Below are 20,081 nucleotides of genomic sequence, written 5' to 3'. Positions count from 1 at the left end.
TCTTAATCACGTGGTGCAACTTCTAGAATGCGCTTCATTTTACGGGTGAATGTTTTGCGCGGAATCATGACGCTATGATCACACCCGAGACACTTTATCCTTACGTCCATGCCCATGCGGATAATCTTCCAACGATTCGTCCCACACGGATGAGGCTTTTTCATTTCCACGACATCGTGTAACCCAAAACCTTGATCCGCCAAGTCGTTCACCCTCCTTATCTATTAAAAAACTAGTGTAAACATAGAAAAGCTTCCGAGTAAACGGAAGCACTCATCAGTATACCATATTTGTCTGGTATATCCTACCGAAGCCGGTCATATCGATCATTTAAAAACGGGTAGAGTAACACCGAACCGAGCAAGTAAAGATTTAACATCCCATATAATGGATACAAGAAGGCAACGAGCGTAGAAAAGCCAAACGTTGTCATCGGGAGTAGCGGGAGTAAAATAACAATCGTTAACAGCCATCCTGGACTGCTGAGCACGTGACGAAACCGACTGATGAGACCGAGGATGTTTGCGGCAGCTGTCGTAAAGATTGCCGTCCATAAAAGGATTGTCATCGCAATGACGAGTAAATACGGGTAATTACTTAAAATGGAGAACAAAGGAATTTCGTAAAGAATGATATCATCAGCCACTTTTAAGAGGGATTGGTTGTATAAGTAGCTCACTCCACCGAGAATCAGTCCGCTGCCAATCGTCGCAATCCACACTTCTCCTGGATGCTCAATTTTTGTGCCAATGGCCGATAACACCGCAACGATCGGCAATAAATTTAACGCGGTAAACGTAATTGCAGACGGCCAGTTCGATTGGGAGCCCCACTCTAGCACAAACCCTCCCTCACTTGACATCTGAAAGAAAATTAAGATGACAATTAGTACAGCAATTAATGCCGGTGTCAAAAAGTTGTTTACCGATGTAAGCCCGTCCAAATCCCAAATGAATAACACCGTTAACAAAATACACATAAGCGCAATGCCGAACCAATACGGAAGTTCAAACGTTTCCAATGTTGCGCCGCCACCAGAGATCATAATTCCCGTCGTTAAAAATAAATATAAGATAATTAACTTGTCGTACGCTTTTGAAAGTCGTTTACCGAGAAGTGTTTCCAGCACGACCACGTAATTTTCTGCCCGCAGTGAAATGCTTAATTTAAGAACCGTATAAGAACAAATCATAAAAAGCATGCTGAACAAAATAATGGCAACGCCGCTATCTGCACCGAAGAACTGCCAAATCTCTCGACCAGACGCATAACCGGCGCCAATCATTGTTCCTGTAAGTAAAAGCATCCATTTTAACCCTCTACCGACCATTGCCTTCTCTCCCTTACAGAAGCACAAGTATAGACTTCTAAAAAAACTCCTATACTGGGACTAGTATGTTGAAGGAGGGGAAGGTATGTCCATCAAGCTCTCTTTTTTCAAAGAAAAATCATTTCATCATCACTATTATATTGAGCAACAAGACCGAAGCGATCAACTGGCTGAACACGTTTACGAACAGTTGCAAAGCTCTCCGCAAAAGAACCACATTGTCTTCATCTGCATCGGTACGGACCGCTCCACCGGTGACGCATTCGGGCCGTTAGTCGGCACGATCATTCATGAAAATAGTTCCAAACGGATGACGGTCTATGGAACATTGCAAAAACCCGTCCATGCGCTAAACCTTGAGGAGACACTAAATGAAATCAAACTGCTCCATCACGGTGCCCTCGTCATTGCCATTGACGCAAGTATGGGCAAGTCAGAAAGTGTTGGCCGGGTGACTTTTGCCTCTGGGCCGGTACGTCCAGGAAGTGCCGTCAAAAAGGTATTGCCTGCTGCAGGAGATATGCATATTACAGGGACGGTCAATGTGGGGGATGATGGAATTTGTTATTCTACAAAATACACGTTTGCATTTTGTCATGCAAATGGCCGAGTGGACCGCTGAAGGGATTCTAAAAGCCGATCGACTTCTTAACAGTCGTTCAACGGTGAGGCGTTCTCGCATGTGCCGTTGCCCGTACATGGGGGATCACTTACCGCCCCGACCGAGGAATTGCACTAGCTATATATTGTCAACTCGCCTAACCGATACGTAAACTCAAAAACAAGGCCCATTCGCGAAGAATGAATGGGCCTTGTTTTTCATCTTGTTAAAGACTGCTTTCAAATGCCGTAAGTCCAGCGTCTAAGCGATCGATAAGTTCATCGATTTCTGGTTCCGTAATAATTAGAGGCGGCGCCATCGGAATGATATTCACGCCATTTCCACCAGATGTGCGTAGTAGCAACCCCCGATCAAAACATGCTTGATATACACGTTCTGCAGCATTTTCATTCGGATCGAAACGTTCAAATGATTTTGAGTCTTTGAATAGTTCGATAGAGCGGAGCAATCCCATTCCTCGGGTTAAACCTACTGTCGAATGAGCAGTGACGACTTGCTCAAGTCGATCCGCTAACACTTTGCCCATCTCATCCGCCCGCTCGACGAGGCCTTCACGTTCAATGATTTCGATATTTTTTAATCCGACCGCACATGCAGTAGGATGACCACTATACGTAAAACCGTGCGCGAGTACCCCGTCAAAATTCGCGATTTCTTTTTGGATCGTATCGTGGATCAAGACACCACCAAGCTGTGCATACCCACTCGTAATCCCTTTTGCGACACATAGAAAATCAGGAGTCACGTCCCAGTGTTCAACCGCAAACATTTTGCCTGTTCTTCCAAAACCACAAATCACTTCATCAGCAATCAAATGGATATTAAACTCATCGCACAACTTCCGGACCGCTTCAAGATATCCTGCAGGGGGAACATAGATGCCACCCGCCCCTTGGATCGGCTCCAAAATGACAGCAGCTACAGTGTCTGCACCTTCCCTCTCGACAATGCCACGAATGCTCTGTTCATAATGGTCAGCAGAAGTGTTGCCTCGCTCACAATCGGTGAGGTGAGGCAGTGCATGAAACATCCCGTTCATGTATGATCCCGAAAATGAATGGAATGCTGGTAAATGGGTCGCCGACTGTGCCCCTACCGTTACCCCGTGATATGAGCGCTCTAGCGCAATAATCTTCTTCTTTTCGGGTTTGCCGACTTGTTCCCAATAAAATCGCGACAGTTTAAACGCGGTATCGTTCGATTCTGAACCTCCAGAAGTGTAAAATACACTGTTTAATTTATCTGGGGCAATATCGGCAAGCTTTTCTGACAATTCGATCGCAGCCGGGTTTGAATATCCTTTGAAAGAGCTCGCATAGGCAAGCGTAGACATTTGCTCGTAAGAAACATTTGCAAGCTCTTCATTTCCATGGCCAATATGAACGTTCCAAAGGCTAGAGAGGCCGTCCATGTAACGTTTCCCTTCAATATCTTCCACATAAATGCCTTTGCCTCGTTTAAGTACAATTGAAGCACCTGATTTTGCTTGTTGTTTCGGATTCGACGTTGGATGAAGAAAATGCTTCTGGTCTTTTTTCAAAAGTTCTTTCTGTAGGTCTTTCGCTGCTTTCTGTGCCATCCCAATTCACTCCCAAAGTTTCGAAAAGTTAGAATTCAATTACACTACCCATAAGTGTAGCATCCTTTTTCCCGAAAGGATAGTAATGAAATCGCTTACAAATTAGACAAAAAACTACACCGTCGTTCGCTGTAGTTTTACGCAGTAAATGTATGTGGATGTTGGCGAGCAACTGCATCATTTTCCCAAACTTGTACTCTAGAACGCCAAAACTCTAGCGATGCCTGCATGACCGGGCCGATTAAAAAGACAGACAGAAATGTACCGAATGCAACCGGACCACCAATGAGCCAGCCAATAAGGAGCGCAAGCATCTCAAGTTTTGTCCGAACGCGTCGAACCGACCAACCGGTCCTTGAAGCAACCGCTAATGTAACCCCGTCACGTGGACCTGCACCGAGCGAGATGAGACATACATGCCGGAGCCTAAACCAATAACAACAATGCCTAGAAATAACATACTCACCGATTGCCACGTTGCATTGAACAACTCTTGTAGCGGAAGTAACAGCCATAAATCTAAAAACATACCGACAAGGATGATGTTTAAAAGACTACCGATTTGCGGCCACTCCCTTTCCAACCAACAAGCAATGGCAATCATAAATAGTCCGACAATCTGTACCAAAGCACCGATCGATAAAGGGTCAAGTTGGCAAGACCTATATGCAACACATCCCACGTCGCTGTTCCCATCGTTGATTGAATCATTAGGTTGCCACCAAAGGCCATGACCATTAAGCCAATAATGAACAAACTTACACGTTTCATAAAGTAACGCACACCAAACGTGCGATAGTCATTGATGATTTTCCCCATACTACTCCTTCTTTCTATTGAAAAGCCACACCGAGGGTGAACCTTGTTTGTTATCAAGGATTTATCCGAGTAAGTATACGCCTCTAGACCTATTTTTTCAATGACTTAGCTCCGTCCCCGGACGAATGGAAAAAGAAAGATTTTTCAATATAATGAACATAAGGAGCTGGTCAGCATGCAATCAACAACAAACCTAACACTCGTATCATTATTTCTCTTTATTACCCTTACCGTTGCCGCGACGTTAACCCCTTTAGCCGCTTACGGGCCGAACGCCAATCAATTCGGAGACTGGGGCATGTGGTCAGCCATCCTCACAATCACCATTCTGTATGCGCTGCTACTCATCCCGTATCGCCTCGGTGTATTGCCGATGAAACACGTTATGAGTATCGCAGCTGGTTTCGGAATATTCTTCAACGCGGTTATGTTCTTCTTCATGTTATCCGCAAGCTCCGTGCTAGGTGTGTGGTCGATGACAACCGTCATCTTTTTGACGATTGCCGTCTGTTTCATTTGCGTAAATATTTATTGGTATGTCGTCGCTTACCGCTAGAAAACGTCTCTCTCTACGAAGCTAAGATTTGTTACGAAAGACCTCATACACCAATATTCCCAGCCCTGCTGCAAATACGATGCTTGCGACAACTATGTGCACAGGGAAAGCGTTCCACATCGAGGAATAGATCATCTCCGTAATATCCACACCGCCGCCTGAAGCAACCGCCGTCGTAATAAACGTTCCGATAAAGAGGATCGTGGCAACAATCATTAATGTTGATCCAAAAATCGCTTTTGCCATAGGATTACTCCCTCCTTAATCCCCTTTACCCTTCTTTGCATATGAAAAATCTGGTATTGAGGAGAGGGGGGGAATTCTTTAACGCGGTTGACGAGAAGCAGATCGTTTTTTATGTTTTTGTATACTCACAGTGGCGAAAGCGTGCACTTGCTTGTCGATTACGTGCACTTCGGCACACCCCTGGTCGTCTTTGACTTATCTTTCATCCAAAACGAAACCACCCATATAAAGCTCTATGGGTGGTTTCGTTTGACCCCGTCTACAATACATATACAAACATCACGAGCAGAAATACGATTGGCAATGCTGGAAGTAGGTTAGCGACTTTGATATGCAAGATGCCAAGAATTTTTAAACCGATGGCGATAATCATAATGCCACCGACAGCTGTCATTTCAATGATAAATTCATCGAGCATTGCTGTTGGGACGATCTGATCGATCTGGCCTGCAAGTAAGGCAATCCCACCTTGGTACAAAACGACGGGAACGAGTGAAAATAAGACGCCAATGCCGAAAATGGAGGAGAAAAGCACAGCGGTGAAACCGTCTAGCATCGCCTTCGTATAAAGCAAACTATGATCTAAACGTAACCCACTGTCGAGAGCGCCGAGAATAGCCATAGCACCAACAACGTAAACGAGGGAAGCCGTGACGAAACCTTTCGCGAACTGAGATTCTCCGCCGCCGCTCCCGACCCGTTTCTCAAGCCACGAGCCCACATCGTTAAGACGTTCCTCTAGGCGCATCCATTCTCCTAACAGTGCGCCGAGTGCTAAGGAAGCAACTGTGATTAGAAACTGTTCTCCCTCTAAAGACATCGAAATGCCTAGAGCGATGACGGCAAGACCAAGCGCCTGCATGACCGTCGTTTTTATTCGTTCTGGAATTCGTTTTAAAAGTAAACCGAGCAGCGATCCGAATAGAATCGCCGCTCCATTTACAAGTGTTCCAAGCAATACCATGTGTGTCTCCTAACCTACAAAATCCATTATTCACCGTCCTCTTGTTGGTCGAGGAGAGAAAGAATCCGATCCAAATCTTCATCTGATAAAAATTCAATTTCGATTTTACCTTTACGTTTCCCTTTTTTGATTTGTACAGATGTTCCGAAATACGTTTGGAGTAGATGCTCTTGTTCCCGAATGAATATCGGTTTTGCTTTTTCTTTTGTTCGCTTTGGTTTATTGTTCCGCTCATTCATCTCTTGAACGAGTTGTTCCGTTTGTCTAACGTTTAACTGACGATCGATGACCATATAAGCCGCCTCAGGCATCTGTTCCTCGTGATTGATGCCGAGCAAAGCCCGCCCATGACCCATTGATAACCGTTGCTCAGAAATCTCGGTTTGCACGACTTCAGGGAGCTGTAACAGGCGCAGGTGATTCGCAACATGTGGACGGCTTTTGCCGACCTTTTTTGCAAGCTGCTCCTGAGTAATTTTTAAGTGTTTTTGTAGTTTTTCATAAGCCATAGCCTCTTCAAGCGGATTCAAGTCTTCACGCTGCAAATTCTCGATAAGGGCAATCTCCATCATTTCTTTGTCATCGAGTGTTTTCACAATGACGGGAACCTCATCTAGCCCTGCATGTTTGGCTGCACGATACCTGCGTTCTCCGGCGATGATATCGTACCCTTTAATGCTTTTTCGTACGAGCAAAGGTTGCAAGATCCCATGTTCATCAATTGACTGGGCAAGCTCTTCAATGGCATGATCATCAAACGTTTTACGGGCTGATACGGGTTCGGACGCATTTCTTTAAGAGCAATTGTTTGCACATCGTCTCCTTTGCTTTCATCAGGAAAATACGCATTCAATCCTCTGCCCAATCCTTTAGGCACCAGTAACCACTTCCTTTGCCAGTTCTAAATACACATCCGCTCCTCGCGACTTTGGATCGTAAAGAACGATCGGCATTCCGTGACTCGGTGCTTCGCCGAGACGAACACTGCGGGGAACGATGGTTTTAAATACTTTATCTCTAAAGTACTTCTTCACCTCTTCAATCACTTGGATCCCAAGGTTTGTTCTCGCATCCAACATCGTTAATAAAACGCCTTCAATTTCAAGGTGCGTATTCAGATGCTTTTGAACGAGGCGAACGGTATTTAACAACTGACTTAACCCTTCCAAGGCATAGTATTCACATTGTACAGGGATCAATACGGCATCCGCTGCAGTCAACGCATTAATTGTCAATAGTCCGAGTGAAGGTGGGCAATCAATAATAATATAGTCAAATTGATCATCAACGCTGCGAGTCCTTTTTTCAGACGCACTTCACGTGAAATCGTCGGAACGAGTTCAATTTCCGCTCCCGAAAGTTGGATTGTAGCCGGAACAACGGAAAGATTCTCAACAGCTGTTGAGTAAATGATTGTGTTTACGTCTACATCATCGACGAGAAGATTGTATACGCACTGGTCCACATCACCTTTCTCAATTCCTGTCCCGCTCGTTGCATTTCCTTGTGGATCAATATCAACTAACAGTACACGCTTTCCTATGTATGCCAAACAAGCACTTAAATTCACAGAGCTGGTCGTTTTGCCGACGCCGCCTTTTTGATTCGCGATGGCAATAACTTTCGCCAATTCGCACACAACCTTTCCCCTAAGCTGCCTTGTTGTTTGTGTCACAATTCTCCTTCTCTTATTTTAGCACTCCATCAAAAAAATCTATCATGTATTCTCATGATAGATCATTTCTTCGGGATACGAATCGTAAATTGGTAATAATCATCGTGTTCTTCTTCCGAACTATCGACACTCATTCCTGATTTCTCAACCATTGATAGTGACTCACGAATCGTATTCATTGCGATGCGCATATCTTTAGGAAAATGTTGTTTTCTAGCCTTTTTCTTTTCTTTTGCTGGTTGTTCTTCTTGTTCTCGTTCTTCAAGCAGACGAAGGGCCGCTTCTTCTGTAGCTTTTACATTGTAATCGTGTTCAATGATTTCTAAAAGCAAGTCCTGCTGTAACTGCTCGTCCTTCAACCGAATGAGTGCGCGGGCATGCCGTTCACTAATTTGTCGATTCAAAAGCGCAGTTTGAACTTCTTCTGGTAAAGATAAAAGTCGCAGTTTGTTGGCAATGGTCGATTGCCCTTTTCCTAGGCGCTGAGCAAGACTTTCTTGCGTAAGCGTATGCCATTCAATCAACTGTTTATATGCTCTTGCTTCTTCGATCACGGTCAGCTCTTCGCGCTGCAAGTTTTCAATAAGCGCTAACGACGCCGTCTGTGCATCATTAAACTCTTTAATAATTGCCGGAACTTCCGTCCATTCTAGCTGCTTTACTGCACGCAAGCGGCGCTCTCCAGCAATTAATTCATATTGTCCGTCCCGAATACGTACGACGATCGGTTGAAGAATGCCATGCGTGTGAATCGTCCGGGCAAGCTCTTCGATTTTCTCTGTATCAAAGATTGTTCGAGGTTGGAACGGATTGGGCACGATGTCAGAAACCGGGATCAAACGGACTTCTTCATGGTTCTCGCCGTCTTTATCCGTTTTTAATTCACTGTTTTTAGAATCCTCACCAAAACCGAAAATACGCTGAAAAGAACTTTTCACCGTCTCCCCCCTCATTGCTACTCATACTGCATTTATTTTACCATGCCGTAAAGAAATGTTCACACGTTTTATGTCGAAGCAGTCATTACATGAGCGGTTTCTTAGTAATTGTGCCGGCTTTTCGGGGATATGTGTCAGGGGTAGCATCCCTTTTTCCTACGACATAAATCCTTCTCTCGCTCGCCTCTGTAGGAAGTTCAAAATAATGATTGTCAGAGACCGTGCCTTGTAGTCGTTTAATCGCGACTTCTGCTTCTTCCCGTTCTTCTTCGCCACCTTTTCCTTTCATGGCAATCCATACCCCTTGAGGTTTCACAAACGGCAAACAATATTCTGCAAGCACTGGCATTCTAGCGACTGCCCTCGCAATAGCAACATCGTACTGATCGCGATGATTATCGTCACGAGCGGCGTCTTCTGCCCGGCTATGAATGGGTGAACATTATCGAGTTCTAACACTTTGGCTACATGGGTTAAAAATTGTATGCGCTTGTTTGATGCGTCAAGAATCGTCACATTAAGATGTGGGTAGGCAATTTTTAAGGGGATACTCGGAAACCCTGCCCCACCACCAACATCAATCATTCGTTGAACCGACGTGAAATCGTAGCACTTCGCTGCTAGTAACGAATCAAAGAAATGTTTTTCATAAGCATCTTCCTTATCCGTTATTCTCGTCAGATTCATCTTTTCATTCCAGTCGACTAACGTATCGTAATACGCTTCGAATTGTTTCATTTGATCATGCGTTAGCGCAACATCAATCTCTTTTAGCCATTGCTTAAACACCCTCATGGATCGTCCTCCATTCATTATGATAAACATGCAGATCGTTATCTGAACAACGATCTGCATTACTTGTTAGGATGACTGCTTTTGCCTACCTTGTTCTAAAAAGACGAGCAAGATCGATACATCCGCAGGATTCACACCAGATACACGAGACGCTTGCCCAACGGACAATGGACGGACTTCTTTGAGCTTCGTTCTTGCCTCCGTCGCGAGGCCTTGGATGAGGTCATAGTCAACCCAATCTGGAATACGTTTTCGCTCCATTTTTTTAAGACGATCCACTTGTTCAAGCTGCTTTGCAATATATCCTTCATATTTCGTCTGAATCTCGACTTGCTCTTTTTCTTCAGCGTCCAACTCAGGCGTTTCTTGCAACATGTCTTCGATATCTGCATATGTGAGCTGCGGACGCTTGAGAAGATGGGTTGCTGATAACGCTTCTTTCATCACCGCTGACCCTTTTTTCTCTAACACACGTTGTACATGATCACTCGGTTTAATGATCGTTTTGTTCAAGCGTTTGCGCTCATTAGCAACCGCTTGCTTTTTCTTTTCCAGTTTATCAAAACGTTGCTTTGTTACGAGCCCAATATCAAACCCAAGTTCAGTCAGCCGTAGATCTGCGTTATCATGACGAAGAAGCAGACGATACTCTGCTCTTGACGTAAGCAATCGGTACGGCTCATTCGTGCCTTTCGTGACGAGGTCATCGATGAGAACGCCAATATACGCATCCGCACGTCCCAAAATAATACCTTCTTTATTTTGCACGCGCCGTGCAGCGTTTATGCCTGCCATTAATCCTTGTCCAGCCGCTTCCTCATACCCGGAAGTGCCATTAATTTGCCCAGCTGTAAATAACCCTGGAATCATTTTCGTTTCAAGCGTTGGCCACAGTTGCGTCGGAACGATGGCATCATATTCAATTGCATAGCCCGGCCGCATCATTTTCGCGTTCTCTAACCCGCTAATCGTTTTTAACATATCATACTGGACATCTTCTGGTAATGACGTCGAAAGTCCTTGTACATACACTTCATTCGTGTTTCGACCTTCAGGTTCTAAAAAGATTTGATGCTTATCTTTGTCGTGGAACCGAACAATCTTATCTTCAATCGACGGACAATATCTCGGACCGGTTCCTTCAATCATGCCAGAGTACATCGGTGAACGGGTAAGATTGTCATTGATATACCCGTGGGTTGTATCGTTTGTATACGTTAACCAACACGGCAATTGATCGGTAATTACATCAACCGTCTCATAAGAAAAAGATCGTGGCATATCGTCTCCAGGTTGAATTTCCGTCTTGGAATAATCAATGGAGTCCCCGTTTACACGTGGCGGTGTACCCGTCTTAAAACGAACCATATCAAATCCTAACTCTTGAAGATGATGAGACAACTCTACTGAAGGTTGCATGTTATTCGGACCACTATCGTACGCCAAGTCTCCGATAATAATTTTCCCTCGTAAATACGTGCCTGTCGTAACAATGACGGCCTGGGCGCGGTAGTGCGCACCTGTGTTCGTCACGACACCTTTGCATTCGCCATCCTCAATAATTAGACGTTCAACGAGTCCTTGACGAAGCGTCAGATTTTCCGTGTTTTCTAGCGTCTTCTTCATCTCATGCTGATACTCGAACTTATCTGCTTGGGCGCGCAGAGCACGTACAGCTGGGCCTTTCCCTGTGTTCAGCATTCTCATTTGAATATACGTTTGGTCAATGTTTCGTGCCATTTCGCCGCCAAGCGCATCGATTTCGCGAACGACAATCCCCTTTGCCGGGCCACCAACCGAAGGGTTACAAGGCATATAGGCGACTGCATCCAAATTCAATGTAAGCATGAGTGTGTTTGCACCCATTCTAGCAGCAGCAAGTCCCGACTCCGCCCCTGCATGACCAGCACCAATGACAATTACGTCATAATTTCCGTGTTCAAATGCCATCGTTTTCTCCTCCTTTTATTTTCCTAAACAAAACTGTGAAAACAGTTGATCAATCAATTGATCAGGCGCAGTCTCTCCAACAATTTCGCCGAGTTGTTCCCACGCCCTCGTAACGTCTATTTGTACCATATCAATCGGCATGCCGTCTTCAGCAGACGTTAATGCTTCATGAATGGAATGCTTTGCTTGATGTAACAGAGCAATGTGCCGCGTGTTGGACACATAATTCATGTCAATCGCCTCAACGCCTTGCTCAAAAAACAAGGAGCCAATTGCTTCTTCAAGCGCACGAACACCCTCTTCTTGCAATAATGCTGTGCGCACGATTGGTCGGTTTGGTACTAATTGTTGCAAACGTTCTTCGTCAATTTGCTTTGGCAAATCGGTTTTGTTTAAAACGATGATCACATCAAAAGCAATACTTGCTTCAATGAGCGCTTCATCTTCTTTAGTGAGCGGCTCATTCGCATTGAAGACGAGAAGGATTAACTCTGCATCTTGTAACGCTTGACGCGAACGTTCGACACCGATTTTTTCTACAGTATCTTCGGTATCACGAATCCCTGCTGTATCAATCAGTCTGAGCGGTACCCCATTCACATTCACATATTCTTCGAGCACATCCCTTGTCGTTCCAGGAATATCAGTTACAATCGCTTTTGCATCTTGGACAAGTGTATTTAAAAGTGAGGATTTCCCGACGTTCGGACGTCCGATAATCGCCGTTGCTAACCCTTCACGTAGTATCTTTCCTTGTTTTGCTGTCTTTAGTAGTTTATCAATCTCAACATCCACGGCTTGGATTTGTGTATATAAAGAAGTCAGTGTCACATCGTCTGCATCATATTCCGGATAATCGATGTTCACTTCTACACTGGCGATTCCTTCAAGTAACTGTTGGCGAAGCTGTTTAATTTCTCGAGCTAAACGACCTTCAAGCTGTTTCATCGCCACAGACATTGCTCGGTCTGTCTTCGCACGGATCATGTCCATAACGCCTTCTGCCTGTGACAAGTCAATTCTACCATTTAAGAACGCACGTTTTGTGAACTCACCTGGTTCAGCAAGCCGTGCTCCTTCAGCCAACACATGCTGCAATACCCGATCAGCAGAAACTACGCCCCCATGAACGTTAATTTCTATCATATCTTCTTTCGTAAATGTTCTCGGCGCATGCAATACCGACACCATCACTTCTTCAATGACTTCTTCACGCGTTGGGTGAACGAGATGTCCATAATTAATCGTATGGGTGTCTACGTCTTGAAGCGCTGTTTTGCCTCGATATAAACGGTCTCCAATTTTCATGGCACCGTCTCCACTCAGGCGAATAATCGCAATCGCACCCTCACCAGGAGGAGTCGAAATCGCCGCTATTGTATCCCATTCCATCATTTCTACCTCCGATACGATTCACTTCACATCTCCTTAGGATAACACATGAAAAAAGATCAAACCATTGTTGTGTGGACAACTTTGTGACGCTTGTTTTTTCCACATGTGGATATTTCCACCTGTCCTCTTTTTGTTTTATCCACAACGGGTAAAGTTCAGACATGCCAACGGTCGCTAGTAAACATGCTTGCATATTCCAATCAAAGTGGACCAGTAACTATAACGTGTCCAAAATATTAAAATCTCCCATAGAATGGTCTATGAGATGGTTTTAACTTGGTTGACCTATGTAATTTGATGAGAATCATACCATAGAAGCTCGAAAACAGAGACTCGTATATTAACGCATTTCATAACGATCAACTCTAGCCACCAATGGGGCCTTGATGCAACGATGTGGGACTAATAACCCCGGCTCTATCGTTTGATTTAAAGTAAAGAGTGATGCACTTTTACTTTGGGCTTCCAGCTATCGCCCCGCACCCCGCTCATGGTGCCATCAACACCTCGGCGCGAGCCGCGCCGAACCGATACCGGTTTCGTTTCGGTCCCGCTGGGACCGACAGGTTGCACGCTTCTTAGCATTGAATCTGCGCGCAAGTTGGTGATATCGGCGCTAAAATCGGTGAAAAGCGCAAACTTGCGCGCAGAACGGCACCCAGCACCGCGCTACCCCTCCAACCCAACACCCAACAGCGCAAATCAGGAATATCTTACGTTCATTCTTTCTATATAAGTTGAACGAAAGAAATTCACTGAATTCGATGGTCGAAATCGCTGTTTGCAGGTGAATGTCTACCTATCGTCTTTTGAAGTTCATCTCACTTCGAAAACTTCGTTGCCGATCGTTGGTCGTCACTCCGAGGGTTGCGGACAGTACGGAAAACGTATGCTGAAAGGAAAAAAGACGTGACCGATGGTCACCACCTGGCGCAAGCATGTGATGACCTGTCACTTATGTGACCATTCAGCCCTCAAACCGGGCACTTCCGACCCTCAATGGTCACATATATCGTGATATGTGACCATTGACTCCGTTTATGTGCGGATCCACGTTTAAAATGATGATTTTTCTTTCTCAAATGTCACATTAATGAATATATGGGGCATTTCGACTTCTTTCCACACCGTAACCAGTAGGCAGAAACGTGAACCGTGTCGCCTTATGCTCTAGAGTGTCAAGAAAACACGGTGGACATCTTTTGGCCGCCGATGTTGCCCTTATACTCTGGAGTGCAAGCATCCGCCTGCAGTGAAAATCAATAAACGGTACAGGTTTTAATGTTCGTCTTTACAAACTGTAATCAAGTTATGAAATTCATTCATATAGATTGCATCAAAAACCACTGATCGCAACGAAGATCAGTGGTTTTTTGGGGCGATAACAATATGTCGTCTCGGTTCCTTCCCGTCAGAAAAGGTTTCAATGGCTCGATCTTTTTGTAATGTCTGGTGAATGAGCTTTCGCTCTTTCGCCTGCATTGGTTCGAGCGTTACTTTTCGTTTCGTTCGTTTCGCCTTTTCTGCAAGCCTAAACGCAAGCTGTTCTAACGTTTTCTGGCGACGTTCGCGGTAATTCTCAGCATCCAATTCAATGCGGTAAAAACGATCCGCATGGCGATTCGCTGCTAAATTGGTCAAATACTGTAATGATTCAAGTGTTTGACCACGTTTACCAATCGTAATGCCAACGTCTTCACCTTCAAGATTAAATCGTGCTTCATTTTCTTTAAATCGATGAACATCTATCGTCAGATCGACTTGCATGCATTCCAAAATCGTTGAAAGAAACGAGCGTGCTTCTTCAACAGGATCGGGTTTAACCGTGATTTCTAAAATCGCCGGTTTGCTAAAAAGATTTAAAAATCCTTTTTTCGGTGACTGGATTTCAACGTATTCGACTCGTTCACGACTGACCTGTAGTTGTGTAAGTCCGTTATCTAACGCTTCTTCAACCGTCTTGCCTGACACCGAAATGGTTTTCATGACTATTTAGCTCCTCCCGGATTCTTTTTATCCTCTTTACGCTTTTGCGCACCTGGACCTGTAATGAAATACGTTTGAGCGATCATAAAGATGTTACCGACTACCCAGTACAGTGCGAGTGCTGATGGGAAGAAGAAAGCAAAAACCCCGATCATGATCGGCATCATGTAAAGCAAAATTTGCATTTGTGGATTCATGTTGTTTACCATCATCATCTTCTGCTGTAAGAAAGTCGTCACAGCAGCAATGATTGGCAAAATAAAATCGGGTTCACCAAGTTGGAACCATAAAAAATCGTGCTCTCGAATTTCATACGTACGCATAATTGCGTGATAGAATGCAATGAGAATCGGCATTTGTATGAACAGAGGCAAACAACCGGCGAGCGGATTAATGCTGTTCTCTGTAAACAAGCTCATCGTCTCTTGCTGCAGCTTTTGCTGCGTTTTTTGATCTTTGGCGCTATACTTCTCTCTTAATTTCAGCAATTCAGGTTGAATTTCCTGCATCGCCTTCGTACTTTTTGTCTGCTTAATCATAAGTGGCAGAATCAAGATTCTTAAAATGAGCGTAACGACAATAATCGCAAGTCCATAGTTTTGCCCCGTCGCTTCGGCAATGTTTACCATTAGCCAATAGAGGGGAAAAACAAAGAAGGTATCCCAAATGCCTTCTGGGTTGCCATCCATCGGTTGATCAAGGCTGAAACACCCCGTCATTAATGCGGTTACAGCTATTAGAATCGCTGCCAGTGATAATTTCTTTCGCAACGCGTACATCCTCCTTGGTGAATACTCTATCCTTAAAGATATAGAGAAACAGACTCGGTTTCAATGGTGTTAACATTTTCTCCATACTTCTGCTCGTTTAAGTACGTGCTTCAGACTTTTACCAGCAGCCTCATAATCCATACTCAAAAGCGCTTTTCTTGCAATAAGAACGTAATCTTTATCTTGTTCAATTTGGTCTGCATGCGCTCTCATAAGTTCTCTCATCCAGCGCTTCAAATAATTTCTAGTGACTGCATTCCCAACTTTTCTTCCTACGGTAAAACCGACGCGAAAATGCTGTTGGTCCGGCTTGTCCAGCACGTAAATGACGAACTGACGATTGGCAGCCGTCTTCCCATGCTTAAAAATCGCAGCAAACTCTTCTTGATCTTTAATTCGATAGGCTTTTTTCATAAAATCTCTTAAACCTCATTTAGTCAATATATGTACAATGGTCTCACTCAAATGAGAAAAAAGACCACTGAAGCGACAGTGGCCTTATGCAGAAAGAACTTTACGTCCTTTTTGACGTCTACGCTTTAGTACGAGACGACCGTTTTTCGTGCTCATGCGAGAACGAAAACCATGAACTTTCTTCCGCTTACGATTATTCGGTTGAAATGTTTTCTTTGACATCGCAAGCCACCTCCTCAAATCAATCCATATTCAGGCATTCTAAAAAAGTATACAGACAGATCCACTCATCTGTCAATACCGCACGTAAATTCTTCTTCGCAATTCCCTTTGCTCGATTTCTATTCTATCTTCATCCACACGCATTCATTCGACATTATCCCTACAAACATAAGGATTTTCGACAGTTATCCACACAGTCATTTTCAAAATGTGGGTGGTCTCGATTTTTATCGACACACTCATCGACAGGTTGTCCACATATCCCATGTTGTGGAAAAGGAAACAAAAATCCTCACTGGGTGGTGTGGATAACTTTATTATTACCCGTTGAAGCCCCTCTATATTTTTGATATGATTAACATGTTTTCTTGAAAACTTAAACGAGCGAAATGCGTTCATCCACAGGCTGTGTATATCTATGTGGATAAAGTCCACAGGTTCTTTATACTGTTGTCCACACTCCCGTGTATAGTGTGAAGAACTGTGGAAACCACACGAATGACTAGAGATTTTTGATGTGGACGAAACGTATCTTGAGCATGTAGAATCAGAAAGCTTCCTTACTTCAAAACGAGTGATGAGTAGGAAGCTTTTTCACACGAGCGAAAGGGTACCTCCCTTTTCTAGTTTGAATGAGCGATATATAGATTGTGTAGAGAGGCTATACCAAAGTACGTAAAAGGAGGGGACCGTTACCATTGGAGCACTTGACAGATCTTTGGGAAAAGACACTGTTAACCGTTAAAGAACGGGTTAGCAAGCCTAGTTATGAAACATGGCTAAAAGCAACGGAGCCGTTGGAGCTGAAAGAAGACACCTTGCTCATTGCTGCACCGAACGAATTTGCTAAAGATTGGTTAGAAGATCGTTATTCCGTCATTATTGCCAGTACCGTTGAAGAAATTACAGGTTCAAAATATGATGTGAAGTTTGTGATTCCACAAGAGCGGGTGTATGACACGACGCCAGAGAATCAAGCCATTCCATCTGAAAAAGATACAAAAAAAGAAATGACGCAACAACAGCGCCAGATCGTTCAACGTGAAGATGCGCCACTTAATGACAAATATACGTTTAATACGTTTGTTATTGGATCAGGAAACCGGTTTGCTCATGCAGCCTCACTCGCCGTGGCAGAGGCACCGGCTAAAGCGTATAATCCGTTATTTATTTACGGGGGCGTTGGTTTGGGGAAGACCCATCTTATGCATGCGATTGGACATTATGTGATTGAACATAACCCAGGGGCTCGCGTCGTCTATTTATCTTCTGAGAAATTTACGAATGAGTTTATTAATGCCATTCGTGACAACCGCGGCGACAATTTCCGTAATAAGTACCGAAATGTGACGTGCTTCTCATTGATGATATTCAATTTTTAGCGGGAAAAGAACAAACACAAGAAGAATTTTTCCACACGTTTAATGCGCTTCATGAAGATTCCAAGCAAATTGTCATTTCAAGTGACCGACCGCCAAAAGAGATTCCAACACTAGAAGACCGCCTAAGATCCCGCTTTGAATGGGGATTAATTACCGATATTACACCGCCTGATCTTGAAACAAGAATCGCGATACTTCGTAAAAAAGCAAAAGCTGACATGCTCGATATTCCAAATGAAGTGATGCTCTATATCGCCAATCAAATCGATACGAACATTCGAGAACTAGAAGGCGCACTCATCCGTGTTGTGGCGTACTCATCCTTAATTAATGAAGATATGAATGCGGATTTAGCCGCAGAAGCGTTGAAAGATATCATTCCAAGTGCAAAGCTAGAACAATCGGAATCGAAGACATTCAGTCGCACGTTGCTGCATATTTCCAGTTAAAGATCGAGGAGTTAACAGCTAAAAAACGAACGAAGTCCATCGCCCATGCTCGGCAAATTGCCATGTATTTATCACGTGAAATGACCGACTTCTCACTGCCGAAAATCGGTGAGAAATTTGGCGGTCGAGACCACACGACAGTCATCCATGCCCATGAAAAGATTACGAAGTTGTTTGCAGAAGATGCTCACGTCCAAGCACAAATAAACGAGATTACTGAGAAAATCAAGCAATGAGCGTGTGAATAAGTGCTCTTTTTTATACGAAGTTATGCACAGTTCATCCACACGCTCAAAACATTGATATGTATAGGTTTCACTAACTTATCCACATCTTTCACAGTATATACTACTACTACGGTTTAAAAATCTATATAATTATTACAGCTTTTTAGCTGTCTATTCCTGAAATTAATGGCACACGGGAGATGAATTATGCACCTGACCATCGATACAAATACATTTGTGACCGCGGTTCAATATGTAAGTAAAGCTGTATCTTCCAGAACAACGATACAAATTCTTACAGGAATTAAAATCGTTGCGACACAAGAAGGCGTCACATTAACTGGAAGTGATTCTGATATTTCGATTGAAACCTTTATTCCTCTCGGCGATGAAGAAAGAGAATACATGACGGTTCATGAAGAAGGTCAACTCGTCCTTCAAGAGAAATATTTCACCGATATCGTAAAAAAAATGCCTGGAGAATCTCTCACCTTGCAAAAGGACGGACAAATGGCTGCAACCATCCAATCGAACGCGGTCGTATTCAACTTGAATGGCTACGATCCAGACGATTATCCAAGGTTGCCTGAACTACCCGAAGATAACCGATTGACATTGCCCCAACACCTGCTTAAAGACATGATTCGTCAAACCGTTTTTGCTGTTTCCTCTCAAGAAACGAGGCCGGTGTTAACGGGTGTTAATTTCGATGTTGAGAACCAACAGCTTACGGCTACAGCGACAGATAGCCACCGCTTAGCGATGCGCAGTGCAACTGTAGATACGAGTGATGAGTTAGATTTTACAAATGTAATTATTCCTGGAAAGAGTCTTGTTGAGTTGAGCAGAATCTTGAAAGACGATGAGACCCCAGTCACTGTCGTCTTAGAAAAGACACAAGTATTGTTTAAGATGGAAAATCTGTTATTCTACTCACGTCTTTTAGACGGCAAGTTCCCGCTCACAAATAACATGATTCCTCAATCGGGTAAGATGACGTTGACGTTATCCACAAAACCATTGAATCAAGCGCTTGATCGTGCCATGCTATTGTCAAGAGAAGCGAAAAATAATGTTATCCACATGAGGATAAGTTCTGACGGCGATGTCGAAATTACATCCGTTTCTGCTGAAGTCGGGAAAGTGAAAGAGCAATTAACCGCAGAGATGATGGATGGAGAAGAATTACGAATTGCCTTTAACGGGAAGAATATCTCTGATGCATTAAAGGTGATCGACAGCGAATCGATCTCGATTATGTTTACCGGTTCAATGAGTCCATTCGTCATTCGGCCGACGGACCATAACCAAATGACTCATCTCTTTTCACCCGTACGTACGAACTAATCGAGAGCTCTTTAAGAACAGAACTTGTTCTTTTAGAGCTTTTATTTGTTTGGATGTTTGTGCAGATGGACCTCATTTCGAGAAATCTCTTAAATTTTTTGGCGCTCGAAGATAATTTCTAGTAAAATAAAGATTGGATGCGAATGTTCGAATAGGGATCGCAACCGAGAAAGGTGTAGACCATGACAGAGAAAGTGACGATTCAGACTGAATACATTACCTTAGGGCAGCTCTTAAAACAGGGAGGCGTCGTTGGTACAGGGGGAATGGTGAAGATGATTCTTGCTGAGTACGATGTGCGTGTGAACGGAGAACCTGAAGAGCGCAGAGGGAGAAAGTTATATCCTGGTGATCTCGTCGAAGTAGAAGATTCGGGGTCTTTTGTCGTCGCTCACACCCATGATGATGCCTAAAT

At 43.9% G+C, this 20,081-nt stretch carries 18 protein-coding genes and 4 pseudogenes; 5 read left to right on the top strand and 17 right to left on the bottom strand.

Annotated features, from left to right (window positions below; genetic code table 11):
• Positions 1–2: 2 nt before the first annotated feature.
• Together JCM19039_RS07870 and JCM19039_RS07865 are read right to left on the bottom strand one after the other, a co-directional pair.
• On the bottom strand, positions 3–203 hold the full coding sequence (locus JCM19039_RS07870) for a DUF951 domain-containing protein (protein ID WP_042425732.1): 201 nt from the start codon (positions 201–203) through the stop codon (positions 3–5).
• A gap of 101 nt (positions 204–304) precedes the next feature.
• On the bottom strand, positions 305–1,330 hold the full coding sequence (locus tag JCM19039_RS07865; RefSeq protein ID WP_042425729.1) for a membrane protein: 1,026 nt from the start codon (positions 1,328–1,330) through the stop codon (positions 305–307).
• Positions 1,331–1,415: 85 nt separating this feature from the next.
• Here JCM19039_RS07865 and yyaC point away from each other — a divergent pair, with 85 nt between their 5' ends.
• Positions 1,416–1,952 (top strand): spore protease YyaC, encoded by a 537-nt coding sequence (yyaC, locus tag JCM19039_RS07860; RefSeq protein WP_052398606.1) that lies wholly within the window; start codon positions 1,416–1,418, stop codon positions 1,950–1,952.
• 205 nt (positions 1,953–2,157) lie between these two features.
• Here the strand turns inward: yyaC and JCM19039_RS07855 are convergent, their stop codons facing one another.
• The 3 genes from JCM19039_RS07855 to JCM19039_RS24790 form a co-directional block, all read right to left on the bottom strand.
• A complete protein-coding gene (locus JCM19039_RS07855) occupies positions 2,158–3,531 on the bottom strand; it encodes an aspartate aminotransferase family protein (protein WP_042425726.1) in 1,374 nt (457 codons plus the stop codon).
• Between the two features lie 137 nt (positions 3,532–3,668).
• The gene (locus JCM19039_RS24795; RefSeq protein WP_202963192.1) at positions 3,669–4,007 is read right to left on the bottom strand and encodes a hypothetical protein; all 339 of its coding nucleotides are present in this window, start codon (positions 4,005–4,007) and stop codon (positions 3,669–3,671) included.
• A gap of 124 nt (positions 4,008–4,131) precedes the next feature.
• On the bottom strand, positions 4,132–4,350 hold the full coding sequence (locus JCM19039_RS24790; RefSeq protein WP_052398604.1) for a hypothetical protein: 219 nt from the start codon (positions 4,348–4,350) through the stop codon (positions 4,132–4,134).
• A gap of 175 nt (positions 4,351–4,525) precedes the next feature.
• Here JCM19039_RS24790 and JCM19039_RS07845 point away from each other — a divergent pair, with 175 nt between their 5' ends.
• Positions 4,526–4,906 (top strand): DUF5391 family protein, encoded by a 381-nt coding sequence (locus tag JCM19039_RS07845; protein WP_042425723.1) that lies wholly within the window; start codon positions 4,526–4,528, stop codon positions 4,904–4,906.
• Between the two features lie 21 nt (positions 4,907–4,927).
• Here JCM19039_RS07845 and JCM19039_RS07840 read toward each other — a convergent pair whose 3' ends face one another.
• The 12 genes and pseudogenes from JCM19039_RS07840 to rpmH all read right to left on the bottom strand — a co-directional run bounded on the left by JCM19039_RS07840 (position 4,928) and on the right by rpmH (position 16,261).
• Entirely contained in the window at positions 4,928–5,152 is a 225-nt protein-coding gene (locus tag JCM19039_RS07840) for a hypothetical protein (protein WP_042425720.1), read from the bottom strand.
• A 259-nt stretch (positions 5,153–5,411) separates the two neighbouring features.
• Positions 5,412–6,116, bottom strand: coding sequence for a DUF554 domain-containing protein (locus JCM19039_RS07835; RefSeq protein ID WP_042425717.1), 705 nt, complete (start codon positions 6,114–6,116; stop codon positions 5,412–5,414).
• A gap of 26 nt (positions 6,117–6,142) precedes the next feature.
• A pseudogene (locus JCM19039_RS07830) lies at positions 6,143–6,993 on the bottom strand (ParB/RepB/Spo0J family partition protein).
• Positions 6,986–7,746 (bottom strand): annotated as a pseudogene (locus tag JCM19039_RS07825) (ParA family protein). Before JCM19039_RS07825 ends, JCM19039_RS07830 begins: the two co-directional pseudogenes overlap by 8 nt.
• 107 nt (positions 7,747–7,853) lie before the next feature.
• Positions 7,854–8,729, bottom strand: a complete 876-nt coding sequence (gene noc, locus JCM19039_RS07820) for a nucleoid occlusion protein (RefSeq protein ID WP_042402287.1) — start codon at positions 8,727–8,729, stop codon at positions 7,854–7,856.
• Between the two features lie 85 nt (positions 8,730–8,814).
• Positions 8,815–9,524, bottom strand: a pseudogene (rsmG, locus tag JCM19039_RS07815) (16S rRNA (guanine(527)-N(7))-methyltransferase RsmG).
• Between the two features lie 66 nt (positions 9,525–9,590).
• Positions 9,591–11,474 carry a tRNA uridine-5-carboxymethylaminomethyl(34) synthesis enzyme MnmG gene (gene mnmG, locus JCM19039_RS07810; protein ID WP_042425714.1) on the bottom strand — a complete coding sequence of 628 codons (1,884 nt, stop codon included), beginning with the start codon at positions 11,472–11,474 and terminating at the stop codon, positions 9,591–9,593.
• Positions 11,475–11,489: 15 nt separating this feature from the next.
• Positions 11,490–12,866, bottom strand: a complete 1,377-nt coding sequence (gene mnmE, locus JCM19039_RS07805; protein WP_042425712.1) for a tRNA uridine-5-carboxymethylaminomethyl(34) synthesis GTPase MnmE — start codon at positions 12,864–12,866, stop codon at positions 11,490–11,492.
• Positions 12,867–14,231: 1,365 nt separating this feature from the next.
• Positions 14,232–14,855 (bottom strand): RNA-binding cell elongation regulator Jag/EloR, encoded by a 624-nt coding sequence (jag, locus tag JCM19039_RS07800; RefSeq protein WP_042425710.1) that lies wholly within the window; start codon positions 14,853–14,855, stop codon positions 14,232–14,234.
• A gap of 2 nt (positions 14,856–14,857) precedes the next feature.
• Positions 14,858–15,625: a YidC family membrane integrase SpoIIIJ gene (spoIIIJ, locus tag JCM19039_RS07795; RefSeq protein WP_042425708.1), complete on the bottom strand. Its 768-nt coding sequence runs from the start codon at positions 15,623–15,625 to the stop codon at positions 14,858–14,860.
• Between the two features lie 69 nt (positions 15,626–15,694).
• Positions 15,695–16,039, bottom strand: a complete 345-nt coding sequence (rnpA, locus tag JCM19039_RS07790) for a ribonuclease P protein component (RefSeq protein ID WP_042402282.1) — start codon at positions 16,037–16,039, stop codon at positions 15,695–15,697.
• Positions 16,040–16,123: 84 nt separating this feature from the next.
• On the bottom strand, positions 16,124–16,261 hold the full coding sequence (gene rpmH, locus JCM19039_RS07785) for a 50S ribosomal protein L34 (protein ID WP_042358041.1): 138 nt from the start codon (positions 16,259–16,261) through the stop codon (positions 16,124–16,126).
• A gap of 698 nt (positions 16,262–16,959) precedes the next feature.
• Here rpmH and dnaA point away from each other — a divergent pair.
• From dnaA to yaaA, 3 genes and pseudogenes are all read left to right on the top strand, one after another.
• Positions 16,960–18,328 (top strand): annotated as a pseudogene (gene dnaA, locus JCM19039_RS07780) (chromosomal replication initiator protein DnaA).
• Between the two features lie 198 nt (positions 18,329–18,526).
• Positions 18,527–19,666 (top strand): DNA polymerase III subunit beta, encoded by a 1,140-nt coding sequence (gene dnaN, locus JCM19039_RS07775; RefSeq protein WP_042402275.1) that lies wholly within the window; start codon positions 18,527–18,529, stop codon positions 19,664–19,666.
• A gap of 182 nt (positions 19,667–19,848) precedes the next feature.
• Positions 19,849–20,079, top strand: coding sequence for a S4 domain-containing protein YaaA (gene yaaA / locus JCM19039_RS07770; RefSeq protein WP_042425705.1), 231 nt, complete (start codon positions 19,849–19,851; stop codon positions 20,077–20,079).
• The last annotated feature ends 2 nt before the right edge of the window (positions 20,080–20,081 follow it).

The sequence above is a fragment of the Geomicrobium sp. JCM 19039 genome (assembly GCF_000698145.1).
Lineage (GTDB): Bacteria > Bacillota > Bacilli > Bacillales > Marinococcaceae > Geomicrobium_A.
The sequence above is the reverse complement of the archived record's forward strand: the minus strand, read 5'-3'. Positions and strand labels throughout refer to the sequence as shown.

Bases quoted from the DNA above. Each gene is read 5' to 3' on its own strand.
- JCM19039_RS07865 (WP_042425729.1), bottom strand. From the start codon at position 1,330: ATGGTCGGTAGAGGGTTAAAATGGATGCTTTTACTTACAGGAACAATG.
- yyaC (WP_052398606.1), top strand. From the start codon at position 1,416: ATGTCCATCAAGCTCTCTTTTTTCAAAGAAAAATCATTTCATCATCAC.
- JCM19039_RS07855 (WP_042425726.1), bottom strand. From the start codon at position 3,531: ATGGCACAGAAAGCAGCGAAAGACCTACAGAAAGAACTTTTGAAAAAA.
- JCM19039_RS24790 (WP_052398604.1), bottom strand. From the start codon at position 4,350: ATGGGGAAAATCATCAATGACTATCGCACGTTTGGTGTGCGTTACTTT.
- JCM19039_RS07845 (WP_042425723.1), top strand. From the start codon at position 4,526: ATGCAATCAACAACAAACCTAACACTCGTATCATTATTTCTCTTTATT.
- JCM19039_RS07840 (WP_042425720.1), bottom strand. From the start codon at position 5,152: ATGGCAAAAGCGATTTTTGGATCAACATTAATGATTGTTGCCACGATC.
- JCM19039_RS07835 (WP_042425717.1), bottom strand. From the start codon at position 6,116: ATGGTATTGCTTGGAACACTTGTAAATGGAGCGGCGATTCTATTCGGA.
- mnmG (WP_042425714.1), bottom strand. From the start codon at position 11,474: ATGGCATTTGAACACGGAAATTATGACGTAATTGTCATTGGTGCTGGT.
- mnmE (WP_042425712.1), bottom strand. From the start codon at position 12,866: ATGGAATGGGATACAATAGCGGCGATTTCGACTCCTCCTGGTGAGGGT.
- jag (WP_042425710.1), bottom strand. From the start codon at position 14,855: ATGAAAACCATTTCGGTGTCAGGCAAGACGGTTGAAGAAGCGTTAGAT.
- rnpA (WP_042402282.1), bottom strand. From the start codon at position 16,039: ATGAAAAAAGCCTATCGAATTAAAGATCAAGAAGAGTTTGCTGCGATT.
- rpmH (WP_042358041.1), bottom strand. From the start codon at position 16,261: ATGTCAAAGAAAACATTTCAACCGAATAATCGTAAGCGGAAGAAAGTT.
- dnaN (WP_042402275.1), top strand. From the start codon at position 18,527: ATGCACCTGACCATCGATACAAATACATTTGTGACCGCGGTTCAATAT.
- yaaA (WP_042425705.1), top strand. From the start codon at position 19,849: ATGACAGAGAAAGTGACGATTCAGACTGAATACATTACCTTAGGGCAG.